The 24852-nt window shown below is 64.2% G+C and carries 18 protein-coding genes; 7 read left to right on the forward strand and 11 right to left on the reverse strand.

What is annotated here, in order from left to right; translation table 11 throughout:
- Window positions 1-40: 40 nt before the first annotated feature.
- Complete coding sequence (locus N436_RS07320; RefSeq protein WP_105946584.1) at window positions 41-1117, reverse strand: autotransporter outer membrane beta-barrel domain-containing protein; 1077 nt, start codon at window positions 1115-1117, stop codon at window positions 41-43.
- 189 nt (window positions 1118-1306) lie between these two features.
- On the opposite strand from N436_RS07320, the gene N436_RS28680 reads away from it, so the two are divergent.
- On the forward strand, window positions 1307-1432 hold the full coding sequence (locus tag N436_RS28680; RefSeq protein ID WP_256127519.1) for a hypothetical protein: 126 nt from the start codon (window positions 1307-1309) through the stop codon (window positions 1430-1432).
- A gap of 31 nt (window positions 1433-1463) precedes the next feature.
- Here N436_RS28680 and glgX read toward each other — a convergent pair whose 3' ends face one another.
- The 7 genes from glgX to N436_RS28540 all read right to left on the reverse strand — a co-directional run bounded on the left by glgX (window position 1464) and on the right by N436_RS28540 (window position 13032).
- Window positions 1464-3617 carry a glycogen debranching protein GlgX gene (glgX, locus tag N436_RS07325; protein ID WP_105946585.1) on the reverse strand — a complete coding sequence of 718 codons (2154 nt, stop codon included), beginning with the start codon at window positions 3615-3617 and terminating at the stop codon, window positions 1464-1466.
- A 153-nt stretch (window positions 3618-3770) separates the two neighbouring features.
- Window positions 3771-4055 (reverse strand): DUF2934 domain-containing protein, encoded by a 285-nt coding sequence (locus tag N436_RS07330; RefSeq protein WP_110740696.1) that lies wholly within the window; start codon window positions 4053-4055, stop codon window positions 3771-3773.
- A gap of 14 nt (window positions 4056-4069) precedes the next feature.
- Complete coding sequence (locus N436_RS07335; RefSeq protein ID WP_110740697.1) at window positions 4070-6844, reverse strand: malto-oligosyltrehalose synthase; 2775 nt, start codon at window positions 6842-6844, stop codon at window positions 4070-4072.
- The gene (gene malQ / locus N436_RS07340) at window positions 6841-8910 is read right to left on the reverse strand and encodes a 4-alpha-glucanotransferase (RefSeq protein WP_110740698.1); all 2070 of its coding nucleotides are present in this window, start codon (window positions 8908-8910) and stop codon (window positions 6841-6843) included. The genes N436_RS07335 and malQ overlap by 4 nt, the downstream gene beginning before the upstream one ends.
- The gene (gene treZ / locus N436_RS07345) at window positions 8907-10649 is read right to left on the reverse strand and encodes a malto-oligosyltrehalose trehalohydrolase (RefSeq protein WP_110740699.1); all 1743 of its coding nucleotides are present in this window, start codon (window positions 10647-10649) and stop codon (window positions 8907-8909) included. The genes malQ and treZ overlap by 4 nt, the downstream gene beginning before the upstream one ends.
- 14 nt (window positions 10650-10663) lie before the next feature.
- Window positions 10664-12223, reverse strand: a complete 1560-nt coding sequence (gene glgA, locus N436_RS07350) for a glycogen synthase GlgA (protein ID WP_105946590.1) — start codon at window positions 12221-12223, stop codon at window positions 10664-10666.
- Between the two features lie 641 nt (window positions 12224-12864).
- Complete coding sequence (locus N436_RS28540; protein ID WP_013973320.1) at window positions 12865-13032, reverse strand: DUF6026 family protein; 168 nt, start codon at window positions 13030-13032, stop codon at window positions 12865-12867.
- Window positions 13033-13056: 24 nt separating this feature from the next.
- On the opposite strand from N436_RS28540, the gene gnd reads away from it, so the two are divergent.
- From gnd to N436_RS07375, 5 genes are all read left to right on the forward strand, one after another.
- Window positions 13057-14220, forward strand: a complete 1164-nt coding sequence (gene gnd / locus N436_RS07355; RefSeq protein ID WP_256589889.1) for a phosphogluconate dehydrogenase (NAD(+)-dependent, decarboxylating) — start codon at window positions 13057-13059, stop codon at window positions 14218-14220.
- On the forward strand, window positions 14217-15713 hold the full coding sequence (gene zwf, locus N436_RS07360) for a glucose-6-phosphate dehydrogenase (RefSeq protein WP_110740700.1): 1497 nt from the start codon (window positions 14217-14219) through the stop codon (window positions 15711-15713). Before gnd ends, zwf begins: the two co-directional genes overlap by 4 nt.
- Window positions 15714-15795: 82 nt before the next feature.
- Window positions 15796-17592 (forward strand): glycoside hydrolase family 15 protein, encoded by a 1797-nt coding sequence (locus N436_RS07365; protein ID WP_110740701.1) that lies wholly within the window; start codon window positions 15796-15798, stop codon window positions 17590-17592.
- A gap of 80 nt (window positions 17593-17672) precedes the next feature.
- Entirely contained in the window at window positions 17673-18029 is a 357-nt protein-coding gene (locus tag N436_RS07370; protein WP_105946593.1) for a VOC family protein, read from the forward strand.
- Complete coding sequence (locus tag N436_RS07375) at window positions 18029-18649, forward strand: TetR/AcrR family transcriptional regulator (protein ID WP_105946789.1); 621 nt, start codon at window positions 18029-18031, stop codon at window positions 18647-18649. The genes N436_RS07370 and N436_RS07375 overlap by 1 nt, the downstream gene beginning before the upstream one ends.
- A 36-nt stretch (window positions 18650-18685) precedes the next feature.
- Here the strand turns inward: N436_RS07375 and preA are convergent, their stop codons facing one another.
- From preA to hydA, 3 genes are all read right to left on the reverse strand, one after another.
- The gene (preA, locus tag N436_RS07380) at window positions 18686-19960 is read right to left on the reverse strand and encodes an NAD-dependent dihydropyrimidine dehydrogenase subunit PreA (RefSeq protein WP_105946594.1); all 1275 of its coding nucleotides are present in this window, start codon (window positions 19958-19960) and stop codon (window positions 18686-18688) included.
- Window positions 19961-21328 carry an NAD(P)-dependent oxidoreductase gene (locus N436_RS07385; RefSeq protein WP_105946595.1) on the reverse strand — a complete coding sequence of 456 codons (1368 nt, stop codon included), beginning with the start codon at window positions 21326-21328 and terminating at the stop codon, window positions 19961-19963.
- A 215-nt stretch (window positions 21329-21543) separates the two neighbouring features.
- The gene (hydA, locus tag N436_RS07390; protein ID WP_025753444.1) at window positions 21544-22983 is read right to left on the reverse strand and encodes a dihydropyrimidinase; all 1440 of its coding nucleotides are present in this window, start codon (window positions 22981-22983) and stop codon (window positions 21544-21546) included.
- A 344-nt stretch (window positions 22984-23327) separates the two neighbouring features.
- Here hydA and N436_RS07395 point away from each other — a divergent pair, with 344 nt between their 5' ends.
- Window positions 23328-24818, forward strand: a complete 1491-nt coding sequence (locus N436_RS07395) for an NCS1 family nucleobase:cation symporter-1 (protein WP_105946597.1) — start codon at window positions 23328-23330, stop codon at window positions 24816-24818.
- Window positions 24819-24852: the final 34 nt, after the last annotated feature.

A 24852-nucleotide genomic window follows, 5' to 3' on the forward strand; every position in this document is an offset into this window, starting at 1 on the left:
CCTGTGGGAGCGGGCGTGCCCGCGAAGAGGCCGGGCCTGCCTACCACCGCATCCGCACCCCAAGGCTACCAATCAGCCCATTCAGGTCATTGTCATCCACATCACTGCTGTAATCTGCACTCACAAACAACGCCACCGAAGGCGTCACCCGCGCCACCAGCCCCAACCCCAATTCCACCGTGGTCGAGTAGCGCGAGCTGGAGATCTTGTCGACCTGGTCCAGCTTCACCTCGTCGGCATTGCTGAAGTCATACCACACGTTGGTCCGCACATAGGGTTCAATCGGCATGCCGCGCACTTCGTAGCGCCCGGACAATTTCGCACCCACCCGGCCACTCCAGCTCGGCTGGCTGTCGAAGGCCTGCAGGGTTTCTTCCTGCACCTGGTTACCGGGGAAAAACTGTTGGTTGATCAACTGTGCCTGGGGTTCGATCACCCAGTTGCCACCCAGGCGAATCGGGTAACCACCTTCTACCGAAAAGGTCATCGCGTGGCCGCTGTCGTCCACGCGCTGGCCGTTCTCGCCACGCCCCAGCACATCGATGCGCGAGCCCATGGCCACGGCGTCCAGGTGCCAGCCCTGTTCATGGGTCATGCTCCAGTAAACGCCCAGGCTTTCCCCGCTCAGGTTCACCGCATTGCGCTGCTTGTCGCCCAACAGTGGGCGCATGCCATTGAAGCTGCTTTGCAGGTTGTTGTGCCCCACGAAAATCCCGGCGCGGTGCACATTGCCCGCAGCCGTTTCACGCACGAACAGGTCCGGGCCGATCATCAGTTGCTGGCTGGGCGCCTCAAGCTGCTCCGGGGGGGGCGCGCCGTTGCGCGAGGTGGTCGGGAAAAACTGCGCCCACTGGCTGGCAACCAGGTCCGGTGCCGCCTGCCCGTGGCGCTCGCTCATCTTCTGTGAAAAGGCATTCAGCGTGCCGATGCTCAGGCCACTGGCGCTGACCGGGTCAAGCGACAGCTGCGGTACCGCAGCCTGCTGCAAAAAGCCGGGCGAGGTGGGGTCACCCTGCAATTCGTACGCGAACGTTTCCACCGGGGTTGCCAGAAGCAGCGACGTGGAAACCGCGTAGAAAATGCTGTCGAAGCGCAAGGGGTTCGAGGTGCATTTCATGGCGGATCTCCTTTGTTTTTGTGAGTTACAGCCCGAGGACCTGGCCTGTTGTCACGAGCTGTACGGCAAAAACAGAGGGCGACCCAAACCAGCACGCCAGCCTTCGCAAGCGCGCACAAAGGCGCGAGCTAGAGGCCCGGCGCGAGATCTTTACTGCTAGATAATGTTCAGCTAAGGAGACGACGCCGCTTGCGTCAAGAAAGCGTGAAAGAACTGTTCACGCTTCGTGGTTGGGCTCAAGCCCTTGATTTTTTGAGCAAAGAAGTAGGGCATAGCCGGGTTAGCTATTTGCCGCGCCCCGGCTATGAAGAATGATTGCTAGCGCTCACCTGCACTGCCAGGTGATTCAGTCTTCCTCGTGCTGCAATACCATCAGCAGCATCGACCGCCCTTTGACCTCGAACGTGCTGTCGAACTGCAAGTGCTGCCCCTTGCGCAGCTCCGGCCGGTCGGTATCGACCAGGCAGCTCCAGTACTCGCCTTCAGGCACAGCCGGTAACTTGAACGGCACAATGTCATGGTGAGCATTGACGATCAGCAATACGGTGGCCTCGGCACCCGGCCGGGCAATACCGCTGACCTGCGCACGGCCGTCGATCAGCATGCCCAGGCAACGCCCGTGCGGGTCTTCCCATTGCTCCACGCTCATTTCGCTGCCATCGGGCGCCAGCCAGGTCACGTCCTTGACCCCGATGGCCTCATTGTAGTCCCCCACCAGAAAGCGCGAGCGGCGCAGCACCGGGTAGGCCAGGCGCAGGCGGGTGAGGCGTTTGACAAAGGCCAGCAGCTCCTCGCCGTCCTGGTCCAGGTCCCAGTTCACCCAGCCGATCTCGCTGTCCTGGCAGTAGGCGTTGTTGTTGCCGTGCTGGGTACGGCTGAACTCGTCGCCGGCAACGATCATCGGCGTGCCTTGGGCCAGCAGCAAGGTGGCGAAGTAGTTGCGCATCTGGCGCATGCGCAAGGCATTGATGCCCGGGTCGTCGGTCGGCCCTTCCACGCCGCAGTTCCACGACAGGTTGTTATCGGTGCCGTCCTGGTTGTTCTCGTCGTTGTCTTCGTTGTGCTTGTGGTTGTACGACACCAGGTCGCGCAGGGTGAAACCATCGTGGGCGGTGACGAAGTTGACCGAGGCATACGGGCGCCGGCCACGGTTGTTGAACATATCGCCCGAGGCGGTCATGCGCGAGGCAAAGTCGGCCAGCTGGCCTTCGTCGCCTTTCCAGAACGCCCGCACGGTGTCGCGGAAGCGGTCGTTCCATTCGGCCCAGCCCGGGGCAAAGTTGCCGACCTGATAGCCGCCGGGGCCGCAGTCCCAGGGTTCGGCAATCAGCTTGACCTGGCTCAGCATCGGGTCCTGTCGGCAGGCAACGAGGAAACCATGGCGCTCGCTGTAGCCTTCGCGGTAACGGCCCAGGATGGTTGCCAGGTCGAAGCGGAAGCCATCCACATGCATTTCGCCGGCCCAGTAGCGCAGCGAGTCGGTGACCAGTTGCAGCACGCAGGGGTGGCTCAGGTCCAAGGTGTTGCCGGTGCCGGAATCGTTGATGTAGTAGCGCTTGTCGTCCGGCATCAGGCGGTAGTACGAGGCGTTGTCGATGCCGCGCATCGACAGGGTGGGGCCACGCTCGTTGCCTTCGGCGGTGTGGTTATAGACCACGTCCAGAATCACCTCCAGCCCGGCGTCGTGCAGGTGCGCGACCATCTCCTTGAACTCGGCGATCTTGCCGCTGGCCAGGTAGCGCGGGTGGGGGGCGAAGAAGGCGATGCTGTTGTAGCCCCAGTAGTTGTTCAGGCCTTTGTCCAGCAGGTGCTGATCATTGACGAAGGCGTGGATTGGCAGCAGCTCGATGCTGGAAACGCCCAGCTCCTTGATGTGCTTGAGCAGTTCGTCATTGGCCAGGCCGGCGAAGGTGCCGCGCAGCGCTTCTGGTACGGCCGGGTGGCGCATGCTGATGCCGCGGGTGTGCGCTTCGTAGATGATGGTGCGTTCCCAGGGGATGAGCACGCGCTGGTCGCGGCCCCAGGTGAACGCGGGGTCGATCACCTTGCATTTGGGCACGAAGGGCGCGCTGTCGCGTTCGTCGAACGACAGGTCGCCGTCGGGGTGGCCGATGGTGTAGCCGAACAGCGCCTCGGACCATTTCAGGCTGCCGACCAGCTGCTTGGCGTAGGGGTCGATCAGCAGTTTGTTGGGGTTGAAGCGGTGCCCGTTCTCTGGCTCGTAGGGGCCGTATACCCGGTAGCCATACACAAGCCCGGGGTGAGCGTCGGGCAAGTAGCCGTGATAGATCTCATCGGTGTACTCGGGCAGTTCGATGCGCTCGATTTCCTGTTCGCCGCTGGAGTCGAACAGGCACAGTTCGACCTTGGTGGCGTTGGCCGAGAACAGGGCGAAGTTGACCCCAAGGCCATCCCAGGTGGCGCCAAGGGGGAAGGGCAGGCCTTCGCGGATGCGCGATGGGGCAACTGAGCGGGTTTTCTTTGGGGTGCGGGGGCTCATGGCAATCCTCAGGTGGCCTTGGTGGAAGGGGAGTTGTGCAGTCCTGCACTGGCCCTATCGCCGGCAAGCCAGCTCCCACAGGATCTCCACAAGGTTTGAAATCTGCGGTGCACTTGTGGGAGCTGGCTTGCCGGCGATAGGGCCGGTACAGGCTTAACCGGCAGTAGGCTTTTTCACTGCCCGGGGCTTTTTCGCCGCAGCAGGTTTGACACCCGGCAGTGCAGCAACCTTGGGTTCTGCGGGTGCTTTGGGCTCAGCCGCTACCTTGGCCTTGGCCGGCGCCTTTTTGCGCGGCGCCGCCTTGGGCGCTAGTGCCTCAGCCTCGGCCAGCTTGCGGCCCATGTCCCAGTGGCGGTCTTCCTGGCCGGCGGGCTTACCTTCGGACTCCCAGATCTGGTAGGCAAATTCGCGAATACGTTTTTCATCGACACTCATCATGACGCTCCTGATGCTCAAGATTGTTGTATCAACAGGTTGACCGGAAACTCCGCCAGCACGGCGCTCAACATCAGCTCCCTTGAAGGGCTGACCGCCGCACAGGGGAAAAGTCCCGTCGAGTTGGCAGGCGACAAGGCAAACGGCAGTACCAGCCGGGTGTCGTCCCAGTTCTGTGCCGGGATCAACGGGGTTGCAGCGCCGCCCAGCAGGCCACTGGCCAGGCGCGGGGCGACGACGATGGCGCGTTCGCCTTCACCCAGGCGGGCAAAGGCGATCACATGGTCTGCATGCCGGCCTTGCACCGTCAGCGGCAGGTAGGCGCCGCGGCGGAACAGGTCGGCGTGGGCCTGGCGGCAGTCCAGCAGCCGGGCGATCAAGGCCTGCTTGATGCGGCCGTCGCGCCAGTGGGCCAGCAGCTCGGTGGCGGGCGTGGCATCGTCCATGGTGGCACGCCTGCAAGTGTAGTCCACCGCACGGCGGTTGTCCGGGTCGACCAGGCTGAAGTCCCAATACTCGTTGCCCTGGTACAGGTCGGGCACGCCCGGCGTGGTCATGCGCAGCAACGCCTGCACCAGGCCATTGAGGGCGCCGGGGCAGGCCAGCAGCTGCGCGGCGTCGGCCACGGATTTGCGCAGCTGCTGGTTCTCGTTGTCCAGCAGCAGGCTGTCGATGTAACGGGCACAGGCGTTTTCGTAGGCGTCGTTCGGAGCGCTCCAGCTGCTGCGCAACTTGGCTTCGCGCAGGGCCTTCTGCTGCCACTGGCGGATGCGTTCGGCGTACTGGCGCAGGGCGTTGCCGTCGTGCAGGTCGAGGGCCAGCGGCCAACTGCCCAGCAGGGTTTGCAACAGCATCAGCTCGTCGCCGGGGCTGGGTGCCAGGCCATCGTCCAGCTGCGTACGCAGGGGCTCGGCCAGTTCGCGCCAATGCTCCACCCGGCTGGCCAGCCACGGGCCGCGCTCGCTCAGCACGGCCAGGCGTGCGCGGGTGTCTTCGCCGCGCTTGTGGTCGTGCGTGGCGGTGGCCAGCAGGTTGTCGGGGAAGTCGCGCAGACGCCGCTGGGCTTCGTTGTGGAAGTGCATGGGCGGGGCGCTGAAACGTTCGGCCTCGAAGCCTACGTCGTTGCGCGACAGCAGCCGGGCACTGCGGTAGAAGGCGGTGTCTTCCACGGCCTTGGCGGCACTGGGCGCGGTCAGCTGCTGGAAGCGCACGCAGGCATGGCGCAACTGCTTGCGGGCGCGGCCCGGTGGCAGGTGCCGCCAGCCTTGCCCGCCCAGCCATTGCTCAAGGTGCTCCAGCAGCGGCCAGTCGGCTTCGCCGAGGTCTTGCCGGGCGTTGGCCAACGCTTGCTGGAAAAACCCTTCGTCTTCAGCCGGCCGCCCGCAGGCATTGAAGTAGGTGCGGTACACCGGGTAATGCGCCACCAGTGCCTGCAAGGCCCGGCGAATGGCGCCCAGGGTCAGGTCGCGGGTCATCAGGTCGTTGCGTGCGACCTGCAACAAGGCCTGGGCTACCGATTCGCAGTCTCCGGCCAGGCTGGCGTTGAGCACCAGGTGGCGCGCCTGACGCATTTCTTCTGGGAAGTCCGGGCGCTCGGTGACGTTGGCCCACAGCTCCGTCAGCGGCGCTTCGCCAGCCGGGTCGTGCTGCAACAGCGAGATTTGGTTCATGAACTCGTAGCCGGTGGTGCCGTCGGTGAGCCAGTCTCGGTGCAGGTGCTCGTTGGCGCCGAGGATCTTCTCCACGTAGATCGGGAAGTGCTCCAGGGCAGCCTGCAAAGGCCGGCGTGCCAACAGGCCATCGACGCGCCGGCGCAGCTTGCGGCAGTAACCGCGCGGGTCGGCAAGGCCGTCGATATGGTCGATGCGCAGGCCGTCCACCAGGCCGCGTTCGATCAGTTCGAACAGCTTGGCGTGGGTGGCCTCGAACACCGCCGTGCGCTCCACCCGCAGCCCGCCGAGTTCGTTGATGTCGAAAAAGCGCCGCCAGTTGATGTCGTCGGCGGCGGTGCGCCAGCTGGCCAGGCGGTAGGTCTGGCGCTCCAGCAGCAGGTGCAGGCGTTTGAAGCCGGCCTCGCTGCGGCTGTCGAACGCCAGCAGGGCCGAGTCGAGGTCGGCGCCCTCGCGGGCCAGGCGGGCCAGCTCGGCTTGCAGCGGGAGGGCATCGGCAAGCGGTGTGGCCGAGTCGTTCAAGGCGGTGAAGTGCTCGGCCAAGGCTGTCAGGGCCGGCTCCGGGCTGAGCGCCAGGATCCAGCCATAGTCGACCGGGCAGATCGGGAAGCGGTGCTCGTAATGCGCCACTTGCAGCAAGCCGTGATGCTTGTCGAATTCCAGCGGTATCTCGCCATGCTTCAATGCCACGCCATAGTCGCTGCCCAGGAACGGCAGCAGCAGTTGCCCGGCCAGCAGCGGGTCGCTGGAATGCCACTGGATGTCGAAGAATTCTGCATACGGGCTGCGCCGGCCCCAGGCCAGCACGCTCTGCCACCAAGGGTTGTCGGTGCCGCCCACGGCCATGTGGTTGGACACCGTGTCGAGGATCAGCCCCATGCCGTGCTGGCGCAGGGCAGCGACCAGCCGCTCCAGCGCGGCCTCGCCGCCCAGCTCGGGGTTGACGCAGGTTGGGTCGACCACGTCGTAGCCATGGCGCGAGCCAGCACGGGCTTTGAGGATGGGCGATGCATACAGGTGGCTGATGCCCAGCTGGGCGAAATACGGCACCAGCGGCACGGCATGGTCAAGGGTGAAGTCGCTGTGAAATTGCAGGCGCAGGGTCGCGGTCAGCGGCTTCATCGGTCACGCTCCCAGGCCTGTTCGCGGGCCTGGGCCAGCAGTTCCAGGCGCCGTGCGGCATCTTCGTCATCGAGCAGATCGCGGACTGGCAAGGCGAAGCGCCGGCGCCAGTTGGGGTGCCCGGCGGTGGTGCCCGGCAGGTTGGGTTGCTCGTCACAACCGAGGAGGTCTTCCAAAGGCACCAGCACCAGCGGTGCGCGGGTATGGCCGACGTAGCGGATGGCGGCATCGATCAGCGCGTCGTTGTCTTTCAACGCACCGTAGTTGGCTTCCAGGGTGCGGCGCAGGCCTTCGTGCTCTTTCTGGCGGTCGTGGCGCCAGTGCAATTCGGTGGCGGCATCGATCAGCTGCAAGCGGTGGCTCCAGTCGATGTCGCGGTTTTCCAGCCAGCCGGCCAGGGGCGCCAGGTCGTGGGTGCCGGTGGTGGCCAGGGCGTTGTCCGGCCAGTCGAGAATCGGCTTGAACTGGCCGGGCTGGGTTTGCTCGAAGGGCAGCACGCGCATGCCCAGCACGGCTTTCTCTGCCAGGGTTTCGCGCAGGCCATCGGGCACGGTGCCCAGGTCTTCGCCGAGGATGATCGCCTGGTGGCGCACCGACTCCAGCGCCAGCAGGCGCAGCAGGTCGTCCAGTGGGTAATTGAGGTAGGCACCTTCACTGGGCTTGGCGCCCTGTGGGATCAGCCACAGCCGGCGCAGGCCCATCACATGGTCGATGCGCAGCCCGCCCGCGTGGGCGAGGTTGGCCCGCAGCATTTCGATGAAGGCGCGGTAGCCATTGCGCTTGAGGCCTTCGGGCGAGAACGCGCAGATGCCCCAGTCCTGCCCGGCGCGGTTGAGGATGTCGGGCGGCGCACCCACCTTGAGGCCCGCCAGCAGTTCGTCCTGGCGGCTCCAGGCCTGGCTGCCGGCACCGTCGGCACCCACGGCCAGGTCGGCGATCAGGCCAACGCTCATGCCGTTGCTGCGTGCGGCGTCCTGCGCACGCTGCAGGCCCCGTTCGGTCAGCCATTGGCAAAAGGCATGGAACTCGACCTTGGCCGGGTAGGCGTTGGCAAAAGCTTCAACTTCAGGGTGGTACGGGTCGTGCCAGGCCTTGGGCCAGTTGCGCCAGTCGGCGCCCAGGCCATGCTCTACCGCCTGTGCTTGCAGTACCTCGAAGCGGCAGTGGTGCTCAAGCGCCTGGCCGCCGGCTTCGCGGAAGCTGTCGAAATCCGCGCGCAGTGGATGGTTGCCCTGACTAAAGCCCTGGTACAGCGCTTCGAGCAGGCGCAGTCGGGCGCTGGCGGCGCGTGGCCAATCGACCAGTGAGCGTTGTTCCAGGTCTTCCAGTTGCTGCTCCAGGCCGCAGGCTTCGATGGCCATGCGCACCTCCCGTTCACCCAGCAGCGCAGCGGGGCTGGCGTACAGGGTGTTGAGCAGCAGGCGGCTGGAGGGCGAGTAGGGGCTGTAGTGTTCCTGGTCGATGGCCGACAGGGCGTGGATCGGGCTGATGGCCAAGGCATCGGCGCCGCGCTCGGCAGCGGAACGGGCCAGTTGCTCCAGGGCCAGGCAATCGCCGTAGCCGCCGTCGCCGGGGCGGCGCAGGCTGTACAGCTGCACGGCCAGGCCCCAGCAGCGTGGCGGGGGTTGCGGCACCTTGTCTTCCAGGCTGTGACAGCGCGGCGGTGCCACGGCCACGGTGAAGCGGCGGCTGTCGATTTCCACGTGGTGGTAGCCGATGGGTAGCTCGCCGGGCAGGCGCGCCTGATCGTCGAGGCTGAGGGTGCGCGAGGTGTGGTCTTCCAGGGTGCAGTGCGCGACGCTGGCAGCACTGAAGTAGCGTGCGAGCGCCAGTGGCTGGCCAAGGTCGGCGGTCAGCAGGGGTGGCAGGTGCTCGCTGTCTTCCGCTGCCTCCACAGCGCGCAGGCTGGCTGCAATGGCGGTGTCATCGGCGGCGGGGTGGCCCAGGCCTTCCAGGATACTGCGCAGCACCTCATCACTGACGCGCTGGGGCCGGGCGTTGGCGTCGATCCAGTCGCGGCTCAGCCCGACGCGGTTTGCCAGGCGGTGCAGGGCGGTTTCGCTCATGGACGCTCCAGATCAGGGGGAAGCAGGCTGACCACGCAGCTGTAGGCAGCCAGTTGGCTATCGGGGTGTCGGGTGTGGCTGCTGTCGAACAGCCGAGTGGACGCTGCGGGTAATTCGATGGACTGCGGTGTGTCGCCCAGGTTCAGGTCGATACGCAGGGTGTTGCCATCGCCCAGGCGCCAGCGTGCGGTCAGCGCCTTTTCGCCGTGCACCTCGGTGCCCAGTGAACGGCTACCGGGCAGGTGCGGGATGACATGACGGCGGCGCAGGTCGAGCAGTTGCTGGTACAGGCCGTGCCAGCCGGCGATCACTTCGTTGTTTTGCGGGCGTGACGCTTCGAAGGTCTGTTCGGCGTTGGGGTCGGGAATACGCGCGCGTTGCTCGGGGTCGGCGAACGCGTTGAAGTGGGCGAATTCGCCGCGCCGGCCTTCGCGCACGGCGTCGGCCAGTTGGTCATGAAAGTCGGTGAAAAACAGGAACGGCCGGCAGCTGCCATCGTCATCACCCATGAACAGCAGCGGGATCATCGGTGCCAACAGCAGCAGGCCAGTGGCCGCCCGCAAGGCCGGCGGCGGGCACAGGCGGGTCAGGCGTTCGCCCAGGGCGCGGTTGCCGACCTGGTCGTGGTTCTGCAGGAACAACACAAAGGCGCTGGGCGCCAGGTGCCCGCTGGGTTCGCCGCGGGGCGTGCCATGGCGGTTGGCCTGGCCCTGGAACACGAAGCCTTCGGCCAGGCAGCGCGCCAGTTGCTCGATGGGGCGTTGCTGGTAATCGGCGTAGTAGCCTTCGGTTTCGCCGGTCAGCAGCACATGCAGGGCATTGTGGCCGTCGTCGTTCCACTGGGCGTCGAAGCCTTGCTCCAGCAGGCCGGCCTGGTTGTGCTCGTTTTCCAGCACCAGCCACACCTGGCGGCCGGGTTCCACGGCGGCGCGCACGCGTTGCGCCAGCTCGATCAGGAAGTCGGGCTGGTCGATGGCATGCACGGCATCCAGGCGCAGGCCGTCGCAGCGGTAGTCGCACAGCCACATCAGGGCGTTCTGGATGAAGTACTCGCGCACCTGCGGGCGGCGGAAGTCGATGGCGGCGCCCCAAGGCGTCTGCCGGTCTTCGCGGAAGAATGGGCTGGCGTACTGGTGCAGGTAATTGCCGTCGGGGCCGAAGTGGTTGTACACCACGTCCACCAGCACCATCAGCCCGTGGCCGTGGGCTTGATCGACCAAGGCGCATAACTGTTCGGGGCTGCCGTAGGTGTTTTGTGGTGCGTACGGCAGCACGCCGTCATAACCCCAATTGCGTTCACCGGGGAACTGCCCAAGTGGCATCAGTTCGACGGCACTGATGCCCAGTTCGGCCAGGCGTGGCAACTGCCGTGCGACGCCGTCGTAGCCATCGAGCAAGCCGACATGCAGCTCCTGGATCACCGCTTCGTGCCAGCGCCGACCTTGCCACGTGTGTTGCCAAGGGTAACCGGCCACATCCACCACTTGGCTCGGCCCCTGTACCCCTTCAGGCTGGTAGCGCGAGGCCGGGTCGGCAACCCGCAGTTCGCCGTCGATGCGGTAGTGGTAACGGTCACCGGCCTGGCACGGGGCCACGCCGGTGTACCAGCCATCTTTATCCGGCAGCAGCGCGATGGCCGGCTGCTGCTCCAGTTCCACGCTCACGCTGCGCGCATCGGGTGCCCAGAGGGCGAAGCGCGCCGACGTGGCGTCCAGCAAGTGTGCGCCATGCCTGTGCATCTTCTGGCCCTCGCTCAGTAATGGCTCAGCTGTGCCTGCTTGACCAGGTCCTCATAGAGACGGGCATAGGGTTCCACCGCTTGGCACCAGTTGAACGGCTGAGTCATCGACAGGCAGCGCATGGCGTTCAGCAGGTCCTTCTTGCCGTACACATAGAAGGCGCGGCTGAGTGCCTGGCGGTAGCTCTCGACGGTGGACTCGTTGAACAGGAAGCCGGTAACACCGCACTCGATGGTGTCGGCCAGGCCGCCAGTATTGCGCGCCACCGGCAGCGAGCCGAAGCGCTGTGCGTACATCTGGCTGAGGCCGCACGGCTCATAGCGCGACGGCATCAGCAAGAAGTCGCTGCCGGCGAACATGCGCCGTGCGTCGGTTTCGTTGAAGCCGATGCGCACGCCGATGCGGCCCGGGTGGCGCAGCGCCAGTTCACGCATGGCCTGTTCTTCTTCCGGCTCGCCACGGCCGATGATCGCAATCTGCCCGCCTTGCTCGACGATGTAGTCGGCCACGCCCAGGGTCAGGTCCAGCCCCTTCTGATAGACCAGCCGCGAAACGACGGCGAACAGCGGGCCTTCCGAGGCTTCCAGGCCGAACAGATCACGCACTTCCTGGGTGTTGCGGGCCTTGCCTTCCCAGTCATTGATGCTGAAGTTGTGTTGCAGGTGCTTGTCGGTGGCCGAATCCCAGCTTTCGTCGATGCCGTTGGGGATACCACCGAGCAGGCCTTGCTGGGCCTTGCTGGCCAGGAAGCCATCCAGGCCGCAGCCAAATTCCGGGGTGGTGATTTCCCGGGCATAAGTGGCGCTGACCGTGGTGATGTGGCTGGAGTAGGCCAGGCCCGCCTTGAGGAACGACAGCTTGCCGTAGAACTCCATGCCTTCCTGCTGCATGGCGTGGTCGGGAATCGCCAACTCCGGGCTGCAACCCCGGCTGTACACACCTTGGTAGGCCAGGTTGTGAATGGTGAACAGGGTAGGCGTGCTTAGCCCGCGCCAGTGCATGTAGGCCGGGGCCAGGCCGGCGGGCCAGTCATGGGCGTGCACCACTTCGGGTGTCCAGTGGATCTTGCCTTCGCCAGCAGCAATTTCGGCGGCGGCCAGGCCCAGGCGGGCGAAGCGGATGTGGTTGTCGGGCCAGTCGCGGCCATTGTTGGCACCATAGGGCGTGCCGTCGCGCTGGTACAGTTCGGGGCAGATCAGCACATAGATCACCAGGCCATCGGCCATGTCCATGCGCCCGATCTTGCACGGCGGCAGTGCCGCGTGGCCGCCCAGTTCACCGACGATGTGGATGGGGTTGTCGCTTTCCATCACCTGGCGGTAGCCGGGGATCAGCACCCGCACATCGTGCAGGTGCGCCAAGGCGCGGGGCAGGGCGGCAGATACGTCGCCCAGGCCACCGGTTTTCACCAGGTCGGCGATTTCCGACGTCACGAACAGGATCTTGCGCTTGTTGGGGTTGTGCTGGCGCTGGGCGCCGGGTGCCGTGCCTGTCTTGGCGAAGTCCGGGGTGAGCGGCTCGCGGTTGTCCGGGTTGAATGAATCTACGTGAGGCTCGACAGCGGCACTGATCATACTTCTCTCCGTCCCTATGCTTTGGCCGGGTGCTGGCACCCGTGGCGATATATCGTGTTGGTTCTCTCTAATTCGAATCTGCGTAGTGCGTTCCATGCCCCTGAGTCGTGCGCGCAGGCACAGCACTGTCGGCATTCCGGCCGCAGGCGATTGGACTGGTTGGGATGGGTGGGCCGTGGATGGGAATGCCCCATGCGTGTGGCCTACTTAATTCCTGACCCGCCGGCTTTCCTTAAAGTTCGACTTTTTTACGTCACTCTTCCCTTGAGCAAATGGCGGGCCGAAAACCGAGTGTAGGAGAGAAAGCGATAAAAAGGTGACCCACTGGTCACTATTGTCAGGTGCGAAATAGACGCAAACGTTGGCGTATGTGACCAGATGTGAAAAGGTTTGCCGAAGGCGTTTTGCGGGTGCGCCAAATTGTGGCTGGAGTGGGCGGTTGCACCATAGTGGGGCATTGGATGGGCGTTTGCTTCTTCGCGGGTGAACCCGCTCCCACAGGTTATGTGGGATATCAGAGGCAACATGAATCCTGTGGGAGCGGCGGTGCGGCGATCCGATTTACCCGCGAAGGGGACTGACCTGGAAAAGTAGAGTCAGCAGGTGGGAGCCCTACAGCCCCCACTGAGAGGAAGGAAAGATCAGAGGCTGACGGCCTTGCCGTCGGTACGCGCTTGCGCCAGCAGCAGGTTCAGCTGGGCGACCTGCTGGCGCAGCTGGTCACGTTCGTCTTTCAGTTTACGCAGCTCATCACGGCGCACGGAGACATAGAGGGTCTGGGTTGGGGTTGCAGGCATCAAGGTACCCATGAGCACACCTCGCGGTTTTGGCTGGTGACAAGTCAAAGCGTAGACGCTTCACGCGGGGCGCATTCTGAATTCTTTCGCAGGGCTTGGGAACTTTTTTGTTTATCGTGGTCTCGCCGTTCGTCGCTGAACCCTCATGCGGTACGCTGGACTAATCTGAAAAGCTGGACTGTGTCGTCAACCATTTCGAAAGGGGAGCATCGGCTCATGCAACTGGGAATCATCGGGCTGGGCCGCATGGGCGGCAATATCGCAAGGCGCCTGATGCGCGCCGGCCACCGCACCGTGGTACACGACCGCAACCGTGAGGCCATCACCGGGCTGGAGGGCGAGGGTGCTCAAGGCGCACACGACCTCGGTGCGCTGGTACAAAAACTGAAAGCGCCGCGCGCAGTGTGGGTCATGCTGCCGGCCGGTGAGCCGACCGAGCAGACCATCGCCCAGCTGGCCGAACTGCTGGAGCCGGGCGATGCGATCATCGACGGCGGCAACACCTTCTACAAGGACGACATGCGCCGCGCCGCTGAACTGGCCAAGCGCGGCCTGCATTACCTGGACGTGGGCACCTCCGGCGGTGTGTGGGGCCTGGACCGTGGCTACTGCATGATGATCGGTGGCGAAAAGGACGTGTTCGAGCGCCTGGAGCCGCTGTTCAAGGCGCTGGCGCCGGGCGTGGGCGACATCCCGCGTACTCATGGCCGTAGCGGCGAGCACCAGCGTGCCGAACATGGCTACATTCACGCCGGCCCACCCGGTGCCGGGCACTACGTGAAGATGGTGCACAACGGCATCGAATACGGCCTGATGCAGGCCTATGCCGAAGGCTTCGACCTGCTGCGCAGCAAGGGCGGCAACGAGCTGCCCGAAGACCAGCGCTTCGACCTGAACGTGGCCGAGATCGCCGAAGTGTGGCGGCGCGGCAGTGTGGTCACTTCGTGGTTGCTCGACCTCACCGCCGATGCCTTGGTGGCCGACCCGCAGCTTTCGCAGTTCAGCGGTTCGGTGTCCGACAGTGGCGAGGGCCGCTGGACCATCGACGCCGCCGTGGAACAGGCGGTGCCGGTGCCGGTGTTGTCTAGTGCGCTGTTCGCCCGTTTCCGCTCGCGTCAGCAGCAGGGCACTTACGGTGACAAGATCCTCTCGGCCATGCGCCTGGGCTTTGGTGGCCATGTCGAGAAGAAAGCCGAATGACCAAACAGACCATTCCTGCTGCACCGCCTTGCACCCTGTTCCTGTTCGGCGCCAATGGTGACCTGGTCAAGCGCCTGCTGATGCCGGCGCTATATAACCTTAGCCGCGACGGTTTGCTGGACCGCAACCTGCGCATTGTCGGCGTCGACCACAACCCGGCCAGCGCCGAGGATTTTGCCGGGCGCCTGCATGCGTTCATGGTCGAACGGGACAAGGGCACGGCCAAATGCCTGGACGAAAAGCTGTGGGCACGCCTGGCCAAACGCCTGGATTACCAGACCGGCGATTTCCTCGATCCGGCGACCTATCAGGCTATCGCCAAGCGCATCGAAAAGACCAGCCATGGCAATGCGATCTTCTACCTGGCAACCTCGCCGCGGTTCTTCCCCGAAGTGGCCCAGCGCCTGGGGCAGGCCGGCTTGCTCGACGAGTCCGCCGGGGGCTTTCGCCGGGTGGTGGTCGAGAAGCCGTTCGGCACCGACCTGGCCAGCGCCGAGGCGCTCAACGCCTGCCTGCTGAAGGTGATGGGCGAGCGGCAGATCTACCGTATCGACCATTACCTGGGCAAAGAAACGGTGCAGAACATTCTGGTCAGTCGTTTTTCCAACGGCTTGTTCGAATCGTTCTGGAACAACCACTACATCGACCATGTGCAGATCACCGCTGCGGAAACGGTTGGCGTCGAAACCCGTGGCGCGTTCTACGACAGCACCGGCGCCCTGCGCGACATGGTGCCCAACCACCTGTTCCAGTTGCTGGCGATGGTGGCGATGGAGCCCCCCGCAGCGTTCGGCGCTGACGCCGTGCGCAGTGAAAAGGCCAAGGTGGTCGGCGCCATCCGCCCGTGGTCGGCGAAAATGGCCCTGAAAAACTCCGTGCGCGGCCAGTACGTCGCCGGCAAGCAGGGGCGCAAGCCGTTGCCCGGCTACCGCCAGGAGGCCAATGTCGCTGCCGACAGCCAGACCGAAACCTTCGTGGCACTGAAGGTCATGATCGACAACTGGCGCTGGGCCGGCGTGCCGTTCTACCTGCGTACCGGCAAGCGCATGAGCGTGCGCGATACCGAAATCGCCATCTGCTTCAAGCCCGCGCCCTATGCGCAGTTCCGTGAGTCGGAGCTGGAGCGGCCCAAGCCCAACTACCTGAAAATCCAGATTCAGCCCAACGAAGGCATGTGGTTCGACCTGCAGGCCAAGCGGCCTGGGCCGGAGCTGGTGATGGAGAATGTCGAGCTGGGCTTTGCCTACAAAGACTTCTTCAAGATGACCCCGGCGACCGGCTACGAGACCTTGATCTACGACTGCCTGACCGGTGATCAGACCCTGTTTCAGCGCGCCGACAACATCGAGAACGGTTGGCGCGCAGTGCAGCCGTTTCTCGATGCCTGGGCGCAGGATGGCGAAGTGCATGAGTACCCGGCGGGTGACGATGGGCCTGAGGCAGGCAACGAACTGCTGGCGCGGGACAAGCGCGAGTGGCACCGGTTGGGGTGAGGTTCTTGTTATGCCTGTGCCGGCCCTTTCGCAGGCTCGCCCGCGAAAGGGCCGGCACAGGCAACCACATCAAGGAGGTTGAATGCCCACCCACATCGAAGACTACGCGCTGCTGGGCAACTGCCGCAGCGCCGCCCTGGTCAGCCGCGATGGCTCACTCGATTGGCTATGCCTGCCCCGTTTTGACGCCCCAGCCGTATTCGCCGCACTGCTGGGCAACGAAGAAAACGGCCGCTGGCGGCTGGCCCCCTGCGACCCGGTCGAGCACAGCAGTCGCCAATACTTGGACGACTCCCTGGTGCTGGAAACCACCTGGGTTACCGCCACTGGCCGTACCCGTGTGCTCGACTTCATGCCACTGGGCGAAGTCAATTCGGTGGTGCGAATCGTCGAGGGCATCTCTGGTGAAACCAACTTCGAAATGGACTTGGTCATGCGCTTCGACTACGGGCGCAGCGTGCCCTGGGTGGAACGGCTCGACCCACTCACCCTCAGCGCCGTCGCTGGCCCTGACCGACTGATCCTGTGCAGCACCGTGCCGCCCCATGCCCGCGACCACCATACCGTCGCCCGTTTTCGCGTTGGCACAGGTGAGCGGCACATCTTCAGCCTGCGCCATCAGCCCTCGCACCTGCCCGTGCAACCCGACTGCGACAGTGACCTGGCCCTGGCCCACACCATCGACCAATGGCAGGCCTTTGCCGCCCGCTGCCCGCACGTAGGTCCCTACACGGCTTTGGTGCGCCGCTCGTTGCTCACCCTCAAGGCGATGACCTACGCCCCCACGGGTGGCATCGTCGCCGCCGTCACCACCTCGCTGCCGGAGCGCGTGGGTGGGGAACGTAACTGGGACTACCGCTTCTGCTGGCTGCGCGACGCCACCATGACCCTGCTGGCGTTCATGAACCTCGGCTATTTCGACGAAGCCCAGGCCTGGCGTGAATGGCTGCTGCGTTCGGTGGCCGGCAACCCCGAACAGATGCAGATCATGTACGGCCTGGCTGGTGAACGGGATTTGCAGGAATACACCTTGCCGTGGCTGGCCGGTTACGAGCATTCGCAACCCGTGCGGGTGGGCAACGCCGCCTCGCAGCAGATGCAGCTGGACATCTACGGCGAACTGGCCGATGCCATGACCCAGGCGATCAAGGGCGGTTTGCCGCGCCACCCGCGCAGCGCTGCTATTTCCCGCTTGATCTTGCCCTACGTCGAGGGCATCTGGCGCGAACCGGACGAAGGCATCTGGGAAGTGCGTGGCGGCCGGCAGCAGTTCGTGCACTCCAAAGTGATGGCCTGGGTGACCTTCGACCGCGCTGCGGGGCTGGCTGACACCACGGAGGAAGGCCGTGAGCGTGGGCGGCATTACCGACAGGTTGCCGATGAGATTCACCGTGAAGTCTGCGAGCGCGGCCTTGATGCCAGCGGTCGTTACTTCGTCCAGGCCTACGGTTCTACAGAAATGGACGCCAGCCTGTTGCAGGTCGCCCTGACCGGATTTCTGCCAGCAGATGACACACGCTTTTTGCGCACGCTTGAACAGATCGAACAGCGCCTGCTGAAGAACGGCCTGCTGATGCGCTACGACAGCGACAGCTGCAGCGATGGCCTGACGCCCGGGGAGGGTACTTTCCTGGTGTGCTCGTTCTGGCTGGCTGACGTGTATGTATTACTCGGGCGCCAGGCAGAGGCGCAGGCGCTGTATGAACGCCTGACCGGCCTGTGCAACGACCTTGGCCTGCTGGCCGAGCAATATGACCCGGTCGGCCAGCGCATGCTCGGCAACTACCCTCAGGCGTTTAGCCATATCGGCATCATCAACACTGCACTCAACCTGCACCGGGCACAGTGCCCGGTGCGTGATCGGGCGAGTTGCAGATAGGTGCGACGTGCACCAAGGGATTGCACCACGTTGGAGCAAGCGGAGTAGACTAGGCCAAACCCCTTAGGCACGGAGCACCCATGGGCATTCGCGGTACTGATCGGCAGATCGACAACATCGAGTTCAATGTCAGCGACATCGCACGGAGCAAGGCCTTCTATGGCAGCGTGTTCGGCTGGGCGTTCACCGACTACGGGCCTACCTACACCGAGTTCAGCGATGGCCGGTTGACTGGCGGTTTTACCACAGGCGAGCCGGTGACTCCGGGTGGGCCGCTGATCATTCTGTATGCCGACGACCTGGAGGCCACGCAGCAGCGGGTCGAGGCGGCGGGGGCGAAAATCAGCCGGGCAACTTTTGCCTTCCCCGGCGGGCGACGCTTCCACTTCATCGACCCGGACGGTTATGAACTGGCGGTGTGGACGGCCCAGGGCTGATGGCCAACCACAAGATCGAAATCCGCCGGCGCAATATCGAGAAGATTCTGCAGGCGGCGGAAAAGGTGTTCGCTGAAAAAGGCTATGGCGCCACCTCCATGGGCGACATTGCCGAACAGGCCGAGTTGCCGCGCTCCAACCTGCACTATTACTTCAGCACCAAGGACGACCTGTTCCGCGCGGTACTGCAAGACTTGCTGGACGTGTGGAAGCAGGACGCGCTGTGCTTCGAGAACTTCGACGACCCACGCGTGGTGTTGACCAGTTACATCCGCGCCAAGATGGGCCATTCGCGTTCGCGGCCGCTGGGTTCGAAGATCTGGGCCGAAGAAATGCTGCACGGGGCGCCGGTGCTGGGGGTGAACCTGGATGAAAGCCTGGTGCCCTGGGCCAAGTTGAAAGAGACCAAGATCCGCCGTTGGGTAGAGGAGGGGCGCATTCTGCCGGTGGAGCCGTCGGCGTTGCTGTACATGATCTGGGCTTCGACCCAGCACTATGCTGACTTTGGCTACCAGGTTGAACTGCTCAATGGCGGGGAGATGCTCTCGGACATGGCGTTCGAGAGCGCGGTGCAGACGGTGACCAGCGTGATCTTGCGGGGGATTGGGCTGGAGCCCTGAACCTGAGAAAAGGGGCCGCATAGCGGCCCCAATTGCTCAGCTGGCTTCGCGATAGGGGTTACGCGGATCCTGCGTCCAGTTCAGGTACGGCTTGCCGGTATCCTGCGCCTCCATCTCGATGCAGCTTTCCACCGGGCAGGTGATCTGGCACAGGTTGCAGCCCACGCATTCCTCCTCGATCACGCTGTAGGCATGCGTGCCGTCAGCCTTCAGCGTGCTGGCAATGGCCTGGTGTGAGGTGTCCTCGCAGGCTATGTGGCAGCGCCCACAACCAATGCAGGCCTCCTGGTCGATATGGGCCACCGATTTATAGTTGATGTCCAGGTACTTCCAGTCGGTGGTATGCCCCACCGCCTGTCCGCGAAATGCTTCGATGGTGGCATGCCCATGCTGGTCCATCCAGCGCGCCAGGCCATCTTTCATGTCCTCGACAATGCGGAACCCGTGCAGCATCGCCGCCGTGCACACCTGCACGGCGCCGCTGCCCAGGGCCATGAACTCCGCTGCATCACGCCAGTTGCCAATGCCGCCAATGCCGCAGATTGGCAAACCGCGTGTTTCCGGGTCGCGGGCGATTTCCGCCACCATGTTCAGCGCAATCGGCTTGACCGCCGAGCCGCAGTAACCGCCGTGGGTGCTCTGGTCCCCCACGATGGGGTGGGCGACCATGCGGTCGAGGTCGACACTGGTGATGGAGTTGATGGTGTTGATCAACGACACCGCATCGGCCCCGCCCCGGTGCGCGGCACGGGCCGATTGGCGTATGTCGGTGATGTTCGGCGTAAGCTTCACGATCACCGGCAGCGAGCAGTGCGTCTTGCACCAGCGGGTGACCATTTCCACGTACTCCGGCACCTGGCCGACCGCCGCGCCCATACCCCGTTCAGGCATGCCGTGCGGGCAGCCGAAGTTAAGCTCGATGCCGTCGGCCCCGGTGGCTTCCACCAGTGGCAGGATGAACTTCCACGATTCTTCCACGCACGGCACCATCAGTGACACGATCAATGCGCGATCGGGCCAGTCCTTCTTCACCTGGGTGATTTCGCGCAGGTTGATGTCCAGCGAACGGTCGGTGATCAACTCGATGTTGTTGATGCCCTGCACCTGGCGGTTGGCGCCGTAGTGTGCTGAGTAACGCGACGACACGTTGACCGCCGCCGGGTCCTCGCCCAGGGTTTTCCATACCACGCCGCCCCAGCCGGCCTCGAAGGCGCGGACCACGTTGTAGGCTTTGTCGGTGGGCGGCGCGGAAGCCAGCCAGAACGGGTTCGGTGCCTTGATGCCGGCAAACACAATAGACAAGTCGGCCATTTACGCTGCCTCCACGTTGAGCATGAGTCGGGCATGGATGGCTTCGGCGGCCAGCTTGCCGTGCTGTACGGCCTGGACGGTAAGGTCCTGGCCCAGGGCGGTACAGTCACCGCCGGCATACACGCCCGGCAGGCTGGTTTGCAGGGTTTCGTCGACACGGATGCGCTCACCCTCGCGGGCCAGTTGTGCAGCCACCGGGTCGCCGAGGCTGGCATCGTCGAAGCGTTGGCCGATGGCCTTGAAGATGGCATCGGCGGCCAGCTCAAAGGTTTCGCCGGTGTCGCGCAGGCGGCCGTCGGCCAGCTCGGTGCGGGTGAAGCGCATGCCGCGCACCTTGCCAGCCTCATCCAGCAGTACGGCATCGGGGCGGGCCCAGGTGTGCAGGCGCACCTGGTTGGCCTTGGCAATGTCTTGCTCGTGGCCGGTGGCGCCCATGTCGGTGTGGCCACGGCGGTACACCAGGTTGACATCGCGGGCGCCCAGGCGGCTCATCTGCACGGCCATGTCTATGGCGGTGTTGCCGGCACCGATCACCAGGCAGCGGTCGGCCAAGGGCAGTTGGCTCAGGTCATCGGCCTGGCGCAGTTCGCGGATGTATGCGGTGGCGGCGAGCAGGCCGGGGGCTTCTTCATCCGGCAGGCCCAACTGGCGCACGGCATTCAGGCCGAGGCCAAGGAATACCGCGTCGTACTGGTCGCGCAGTTCGCCCAGGCTGAGGTTGCCGCCCAGGCGCTGGCCATGGCGAATTTCGATACCACCGATGCCCAGCAGGAATTCCACTTCACGTTGCGCATAGTCGTCGACCAGTTTGTAGCGGGCGATGCCGTACTCGTTGAGGCCGCCAGCCTTGTCACAGGCCTCGAACACCACCACGTCATGCCCGTGCATGGCCAGGCGATGGGCACAGGACAGCCCGGCAGGCCCGGCACCGACCACGGCGATGCGCTTGCCGGTAGCCGGGGAACGCTTGAACGGGTGTTCGGTGAAGTGGGCGTTGTCCAGGGCGTAGCGCTGAAGCTGGCCGATCAGTACCGGCGCACACTCCTGCGCGTTGTTGCGCACGCAGGCTTGCTGGCAGAGGATTTCGGTGGGGCATACACGGGCGCAGCTGCCGCCGAGGATGTTGGCGGAGAGGATGCGCTCGGCGGCGCCTTGCAGGTTTTCGTCACTGATGCGGTGGATGAACGAGGGGATGTCGATGTCACTGGGGCACGCGTTGACGCAGGGCGCGTCGTAGCAGTACAGGCAGCGCGCGCTTTCGACGGCGGCCTGGCGAGCGGTGAGGGGTGGGGCCAGGTCGCCGAAGCGCTCGGCCAACTGGTCGGCGCCGGCCCGGGGGCGCGGCAAGTGGTTCAGGGCGTCGATCACGGTTGTAGCCTCTCTATTTTTATAAGTGGCTTGGAATGGGGGCGCGGTGCGCCCCAATCGCCGGCAAGCCAGCTCCCACAGGTACAGTGATGTCCTTGAGGCTGGTGCTATCCCTGTGAGAGCTGGTTTTTCAGGAAAGTCATGCCTGTGAGAGCAGCACTATTCCTGTGGGAGCTGGCTTGCCGGCGATGGGCTGCATAGCAGCCCCAATAGCCTCAGCGCTGTACCGGAGTCGGGCGCTGATGCTCGGCCCTGCGCTCCAGCACCTCATACACCGACGGATAAGCCGGCCGTTCCACATACCGCCCCGCGCCCGCTTCGGCACGCAGGTCGCCATCGGCCCACAGCACCTTGCCCTGGCTGATGGTGTGGCTGGGGATGCCACGCACGGTGCGGCCTTCGAAGATGTTGAAGTCCACCCGCTGGTGGTGGGTCTGGGCGGAGATGGTGCGGGTGCCCTGCGGGTCCCACAGCACCAGGTCGGCATCGGCGCCAACACGGATGGCACCCTTGCGCGGGAACAGGTTGAAGATCTTCGCCGTGTTGGTGGAGGTGAGCGCAACGAACTCATGCATCGACAGGCGCCCGCTGTTCACCCCGGCATCCCACAGCACTGCCATGCGGTCCTCGATGCCGGCGGTGCCGTTAGGAATACGGCTGAAGTCGTCGCGGCCCATGGCTTTCTGCTCGGCGCAGAAGCAGCAGTGGTCGGTGGCGGTGGTGTGCAGGTTGCCCGACTGCAAGCCGCGCCACAGGGCTTCCTGGTGTTCACGCGGGCGGAACGGCGGGCTCATCACGTAGCCGGCTGCAGTGGCCCAGTCCGGGTCACGGTAGACGCTGTCGTCCAGCAGCAGGTGGCCGGGCAGCACCTCGCCATACACCGGCTGCCCCTTGCCCCGGGCGTAGGCAATTTCATCCAGTGCCTCGCGGCTGGACACGTGCACCAGGTACAGCGGCGTGCCGAGGGTTTCGGCAATGCGGATGGCGCGGCTGGCCGCCTCGCCCTCGACTTGGGACGGGCGCGACAGCGGGTGGGCTTCCGGCCCGGTCAGGCCTTGGGCCAGCAGTTTTTTCTGCAGGTGGTACACCAGTTCGCCGTTTTCGGCATGCACGGTAGGCACTGCACCCAGTTGCAGGCAGCGCTCGAAGCTGGCCACCAGGGTGTCGTCGGCGGCCATGATGGCGTTCTTGTAGGCCATGAAGTGCTTGAAACTGTTTACCCCGTGCTTGGCCACCAGCTCGCCCATCTCTTCGGCCACCTGCTCGCTCCACCAGGTGATGGCGACGTGGAAGCCATAGTCGCTGGCGCTTTTCTGTGCCCACCCGCGCCAGGTGTGGAAGGCCTCCAGCAACGATTGCTGCGGGTTGGGGATGACGAAGTCGATGATCGAGGTGGTGCCGCCGGCCAGGCCCGCAGCGGTGCCGCTGAAGAAGTCCTCGCTGGCCACGGTGCCCATGAACGGCAACTGCATGTGGGTATGCGGGTCGATGCCACCGGGCATCAGGTACTGGCCACTGCCGTCAAGGATCTCGCAGTCGGTCGGGGGTTCGAGGTTTTGCCCGATGGCGCGGATCAGGCCATCGGCACACAGGACATCGGCGGGGTAACTCTCTTCGTGGGTAACCACGGTGGCGCCACGGATCAACAGGGACATGCCGTTTTCCTCGCAGGCTGACCGGTCTGGGCCGGTTCTTGGAATTGTCACGGGTGCAGGGCGGGCAGGGCGGTTAATCCTGTCAGGCCTGACAAGATTCGAGGCTAGATGCTGATTGGTGATTCATCAAGAAAATTTTCCTATTATTTTTGTGGTTTTTAACTAGCTGATATTTAACGATTAATAATTCAGTTAGCGCTGGTTGTGGGGGTTTCGAAGGTTTTTGACTTACTTGACAAGATGAAATTCTGGTCAAGATTTTTAAGCACGATTACGCGTGCGTACTCCGGCCATCGAATTAGCCCGATGAGCAAACAATTAAAAGAAAATCTGGAGAAGGGCCCATGCAACAGAGCAGATCGGAAGTGGTCGAGCAAGATGGCCTGTTCGAGCTGTCCGAGGGCAGTGATGTCCTCGACAGCCCGCGCTACAACCACGACATCGCGCCCACCAAAGTGCACCAGCGCACCTGGAACAAATGGCACATCACTGCCCTCTGGGTAGGCATGTCCATCTGCGTACCCACCTACACCTTGGGCGGCGTGCTCACCGCTTACTTCGGCCTCAGCGTGGGCGAGGCGTTGCTGGCTATCCTGCTGGCCAACGTGATCGTGCTGATTCCGCTTACCCTCAACGCGTTTCCCGGCACCAAATACGGCATCCCGTTTCCGGTGTTGCTGCGTTCGTCGTTCGGTATTCTCGGCTCCAATGTGCCGTGCCTGATCCGTGCGGTGGTCGCGTGCGGCTGGTTTGGTATCCAGACGATGTTTGGCGGGCTGGCCATTCACCTGTTCCTCGGGTCGGTGTTCGATGACTGGAAAGCACTGGGCGGCACCGGCGAGGTGATCGGCTTCATGATCTTCTGGTGCCTGAACCTGTGGGTGGTGCTGCGCGGCGCCGAATCGATCAAGTGGCTGGAAACACTGTCGGCACCGCTGCTGGTGGCGGTGGGCGTTGGGCTGCTGTTCTGGGCGTTGCCGCACATGTCGATGACCGAACTGCTGGCCCAGCCACCCAAGCGTCCGGAAGGGGCGAGCGTGGTCAGTTACTTTTGCGCCGGGCTTACCGCCATGGTCGGTTTCTGGGCCACGTTGTCGCTGAACATTCCCGACTTCAGCCGTTACGCCCGCAGCCAGAAAGACCAGATTCTGGGGCAGATCTTCGGCCTGCCGCTGACCATGTTCCTGTTCGCTTCGCTGGGTGTGGTGCTGACCGCTGCCTCGGCGTCGCTGGTGGGCGAAACGGTGTCAGACCCGGTCAGCCTGATCGGCAAGATCCACAGCCCGTTCTGGGTGGCCCTGGCCATGGCGCTGATCGTGATCGCCACGCTGTCGACCAACACCGCCGCCAACATCGTGTCACCGACCAACGACTTCCAGAACATTGCCCCCCGCCTGATCGGGCGCAGCCGTGCGGTATGGCTGACCGGCTTCATCGGTTTGGCGTTGATGGGGCATGAGCTGCTGAAAAAGCTGGGCTGGATCGTGTCCGACCTGAGCCTGGAGAGCGTGTATTCCAACTGGTTGCTTGGCTATTCCAGCCTGCTCGGGCCGATTGCCGGGATCATGGTGGTGGATTACTTCCTGATCCGTCGGCAGCAGTTGGACCTGGCCGGGCTGTACCGGGATGACGTGTACCCGGCGTGGAACTGGGCCGGGTTTGCCGCCTTTGCCTTGCCGGTGGCGCTGACCGTGATGGCCATTGGCAACAGCAGTTTCAGCTGGTTTTACGACTACGGCTGGTTCACCGGCTCACTGCTGGGTGGGGCGTTGTATTACCTCTTCGCCGGCGTGGTCGCTCGCAGCCCGGCGCGGGTGGCCAAGCCCCTGCCGTAAGGACCGCGAAGAGGCCAGAGCAGAAAACAATAAA

It is taken from the genome of Pseudomonas sp. RV120224-01b, from assembly GCF_003208145.1.
Classification (GTDB): Bacteria; Pseudomonadota; Gammaproteobacteria; order Pseudomonadales; family Pseudomonadaceae; genus Aquipseudomonas; species Aquipseudomonas monteilii.

Excerpts from the sequence above, each read along its gene's own strand:
- glgX (WP_105946585.1), bottom strand. The coding sequence starts at position 3,617 with ATGAGCCCCCGCACCCCAAAGAAAACCCGCTCAGTTGCCCCATCGCGC.
- N436_RS07370 (WP_105946593.1), top strand. The coding sequence starts at position 17,673 with ATGGGCATTCGCGGTACTGATCGGCAGATCGACAACATCGAGTTCAAT.
- preA (WP_105946594.1), bottom strand. The coding sequence starts at position 19,960 with ATGGCCGACTTGTCTATTGTGTTTGCCGGCATCAAGGCACCGAACCCG.
- N436_RS07335 (WP_110740697.1), bottom strand. The coding sequence starts at position 6,844 with ATGAAGCCGCTGACCGCGACCCTGCGCCTGCAATTTCACAGCGACTTC.
- N436_RS07320 (WP_105946584.1), bottom strand. The coding sequence starts at position 1,117 with ATGAAATGCACCTCGAACCCCTTGCGCTTCGACAGCATTTTCTACGCG.
- N436_RS07330 (WP_110740696.1), bottom strand. The coding sequence starts at position 4,055 with ATGATGAGTGTCGATGAAAAACGTATTCGCGAATTTGCCTACCAGATC.
- treZ (WP_110740699.1), bottom strand. The coding sequence starts at position 10,649 with ATGCACAGGCATGGCGCACACTTGCTGGACGCCACGTCGGCGCGCTTC.
- zwf (WP_110740700.1), top strand. The coding sequence starts at position 14,217 with ATGACCAAACAGACCATTCCTGCTGCACCGCCTTGCACCCTGTTCCTG.
- malQ (WP_110740698.1), bottom strand. The coding sequence starts at position 8,910 with ATGAGCGAAACCGCCCTGCACCGCCTGGCAAACCGCGTCGGGCTGAGC.
- hydA (WP_025753444.1), bottom strand. The coding sequence starts at position 22,983 with ATGTCCCTGTTGATCCGTGGCGCCACCGTGGTTACCCACGAAGAGAGT.
- glgA (WP_105946590.1), bottom strand. The coding sequence starts at position 12,223 with ATGATCAGTGCCGCTGTCGAGCCTCACGTAGATTCATTCAACCCGGAC.
- N436_RS07395 (WP_105946597.1), top strand. The coding sequence starts at position 23,328 with ATGCAACAGAGCAGATCGGAAGTGGTCGAGCAAGATGGCCTGTTCGAG.
- N436_RS28540 (WP_013973320.1), bottom strand. The coding sequence starts at position 13,032 with ATGGGTACCTTGATGCCTGCAACCCCAACCCAGACCCTCTATGTCTCC.
- N436_RS07375 (WP_105946789.1), top strand. The coding sequence starts at position 18,029 with ATGGCCAACCACAAGATCGAAATCCGCCGGCGCAATATCGAGAAGATT.
- N436_RS07365 (WP_110740701.1), top strand. The coding sequence starts at position 15,796 with ATGCCCACCCACATCGAAGACTACGCGCTGCTGGGCAACTGCCGCAGC.